The sequence below is a fragment of the Raoultibacter massiliensis genome (assembly GCF_900199545.1).
GTDB lineage: Bacteria > Actinomycetota > Coriobacteriia > Coriobacteriales > Eggerthellaceae > Raoultibacter > Raoultibacter massiliensis.
Genome location: NZ_LT962663.1, coordinates 1 through 3,075, shown reverse-complemented (window position 1 = coordinate 3,075; position 3,075 = coordinate 1). Strand labels below are relative to the sequence as shown.

4 protein-coding genes are annotated in these 3,075 nt (G+C 61.2%); all 4 read right to left on the bottom strand.

The genetic code is table 11. The features are described from left to right. Window positions 1–994 (bottom strand): FtsW/RodA/SpoVE family cell cycle protein (locus tag C1719_RS00020; RefSeq protein ID WP_146007807.1); only part of this gene is annotated, 994 nt, incomplete at its 3' end. Continuing rightward, window positions 991–2,175, bottom strand: a complete 1,185-nt coding sequence (locus C1719_RS00015) for a Stp1/IreP family PP2C-type Ser/Thr phosphatase (protein ID WP_102373243.1) — start codon at window positions 2,173–2,175, stop codon at window positions 991–993. The genes C1719_RS00020 and C1719_RS00015, both read right to left, overlap by 4 nt. Next, window positions 2,175–2,588 carry an FHA domain-containing protein gene (locus C1719_RS00010; RefSeq protein ID WP_102373242.1) on the bottom strand — a complete coding sequence of 138 codons (414 nt, stop codon included), beginning with the start codon at window positions 2,586–2,588 and terminating at the stop codon, window positions 2,175–2,177. Before C1719_RS00010 ends, C1719_RS00015 begins: the two co-directional genes overlap by 1 nt. Window positions 2,589–2,643: 55 nt before the next feature. After that, a partial coding sequence (locus C1719_RS00005) for an FHA domain-containing protein (protein ID WP_146007806.1) occupies window positions 2,644–3,075 on the bottom strand: 432 nt, incomplete at its 5' end.

The window sequence follows — 3,075 nt, the reverse complement described above, 5'->3', positions numbered from 1 at the left end:
AGATGAAGTCGCTCTCGACGACGGGAAGGCGACCGAACCCGTCGAGGCCGCCCGCCATGCCGCGTCCGATGCCCACGCCGAACAGATCGCCGTCGGCCATCGAGTAGATCGATTGGACGAGCTGGTAGCCTTTGCCGCTCGGGTCCGCGAACGGATCGAGCCAGATATCGACGCGGTCCTGCACATGCGAGAAGAGCGACCAGGCCGCCACCGCGCCGAGCGCGATGAGGAGGCCGCCCACGACGAGATAGAACTTCTTCCCTGTGGCTACGTAGAGCATGATGAGGAAGATGAAGAAGAACAGAAGCGCGCTGCCGAGGTCTTTCTCGAAGACTACGATGAGCAACGCGACGATCCACATAAGGATCAATGGCAAAAGGGTGCGGATGTCGGGCAGGTTGAGGGGGCCGACGCGCCACGTGAACACCGAAAGCATCTCGCGGTTCTGTGCGAGGTAGCCCGCTAGGAACAAGACGATGACGATCTTGGCAATTTCGCCCGGCTGGAACGAGAACACGCCGCCGATGTTCAGCCAGATGCGGCTGCCGTAGATCTCTTGGCCGAGCCCGGGGATGAGCGGCGAGAGCAACAGCGCGAAGCCGATGATCATGAACGTGTACTTGTAGTTGGCGATCTTGTCGAGGTTCTTTATGAACGCAAGCACGAGCACCATGCAAACAACGCCGAGGAACAGCCACATGACCTGGTTGGTTGCCATATTGGGCGAATCGGAATACGGTGCGATGCGCGTGACGAACGCGATGCCGATGCCTGAAAGCGCGAATACGACGGGCAAGAGCGCGGGATCGGCCCCCGGAGCGAACTTGCGAACCGCCAGGTGCGCGATGATAAACGCGGCGAAGATGCCGATGGGTACGCCGAGCGTGTTCATATTGAGCGATTGCCCCTGGTTGATCGCGATCATCGCGAACATGAGCACCACGATGGGCGCCGCAACGCAGAGCAGGATAAGTTCTATGTTGCGTCTGGTCATCGGTTCGCCGAGCCTCCCGACGAGCTGTTGGTCGAACCCGCCTTTTTGTCGGCATCAGCCGAAGCACCGGCATCTTCGCCGTTTTTATCATCGCCGCTTTCGCGGGAGGCGTCGTTTTTCGCCTCGATCTCCGCTTCGTACTCCTCGATAAGGGCGTTGGCTGCTTCGACGTTGTCGACGCGGATGCCGTCGGAAAGCCTGTTCGCCACGCCGGGTTGCAGATCGGATATCGAAACATCGGTTGTGTGGTCGAGTTCGTTGAACTGAATGCCGAACAGGGTTCCAGGTATGCCCCGGTATACGGCTACCTTGCCGTTCTCGTCGGTCAGGTAGGCGACCGTGTTGGCGTACGAGCGGAATCCAAAAAACGCGCCAGCGCACACGAGCACGAGCGCAAGCAACGTGATGACCATCGAAAGCTTCACCTTGCGTGCAGAGCGCTTCTGCTTGACTTCGCCTTGGCCCGTTACGTCGACGACGATGGTGGTGGTGTTGTCGTAGCCACCGGCACCGTTCGCTTCGCTCACGAGCGTGCTCGCGCAGCGTTGGGGATCGTTGATGCGTCCGAGGATATCCTCGATCGCGTTGTCTTCGAGCATGGTGGTTAGGCCGTCCGAGCAGATGAGAAGTCTGTCTCCCGATTCGACGTTGAGCTCGTAAAGATCGGCCGCCATGTGCGGATCGCTTCCGAGAGCACGGGTTATGACCGAGCGATTGGGGTGGTAGCGCGCCTCTTCGGCGGTGAGCTGGCCCGCTTCGATCATATCCGCCATGAGGCTGTGATCGCGGGTGAGTTGCTGGAGTTTTCCCTTATGGAGCAGGTATGCGCGCGAATCGCCCACCTGGGCGAGCACGAGTCGCTCGCCTTCGAGGATGGCTGCGGTCATGGTGCAGCCCATGCCTTCGCGCCCGACGCCTTCTTTGACGCCGCGGATGACGGCTCGGTTCGCTTCCGCTACGGCGAAGCCGAGCGTTTCGCTGTCCGCATGATCGGGAGCGTATTCGGCGAGCGTGTTGACGGCGATTTCGGAAGCGATTTCGCCTGCCGCATGTCCGCCCATGCCGTCGGCGACGGCGAACAGGGGAGGCGCGACTATGAGGCTGTCCTCGTTGTGGTCGCGTACGCATCCGATATCGGTGCGGCTTCCGAAGTTGGGATGATCCGAGGACTTAGCTGCCATTAGGCGTACCTCACCTTAATCGCAACGTCGCCTACGTTGACGACGTCGTTGTTCCTGAGGGCGGTCGGCTCGGTGATGAGCTGTCCGTTTACGGCGGTGCCGTTCGTCGAGCCGAGATCTTCGATGAAGAGGTTCTGGCCCATGAGCGTGAAGCGGGCGTGGCGTCCCGATACGTAGCCGGCGCCGATGACTATGTCCGATCCGGGATTGCGGCCGACGATGACCGGTCCGTGAACCGCGATCTGGATTCCGCGAAGCTCTTTGGGGCCGCGTTCAACAGAGATGCTCCAGGACTTTTCTTTTTTACGCTGACCCCGCACAAGACCGATGCCCGTCCTCATGATGGCGAACAGGAACAGGTAGAGGAGGGCTACGAACAAAAGCCGCCCGATCAACAATGCAACATCAATCACGTGAGTATCCTTATGTCCATTGTCCTAAACGTTGTGCGCACGGCGCAGACCCGTCTCACTGCGATATCGAGAACGCGAAGTTCGTCATGCCGATGGTAATGCGATCGCCGCCCCGTAACGGTTGCGAGGTCGTTTCGACGCCGTTCACGTAGGTGCCGTTCGTCGATCCGAGGTCGGTGATCACCCAGACGCCCTGGGGCTCGAAGCGAAGCTCGGCGTGGGTGCGGCTGGCGTTGATGTCATCGACCACGATGTCGCTCTTGCGATCGCGGCCCAGCACGAGGCGTGCCGTCGCCAGATCGTAGGCGCGGTTGTCGGCAAGGTTGACAAGGCGGGCGCGTACCGCTCCGACACTGGGCATGGGAGCAGCGTTCCCGCCGCCTGCTGCGAACACGACGGTGTCGGGGGCTCCCATAGGGGCGACCTGGCGTGCGCCATGGGCGCCTATCGCGCCAGCCGCTGCGGCTCCGCCCATGGCGGCTCCGAC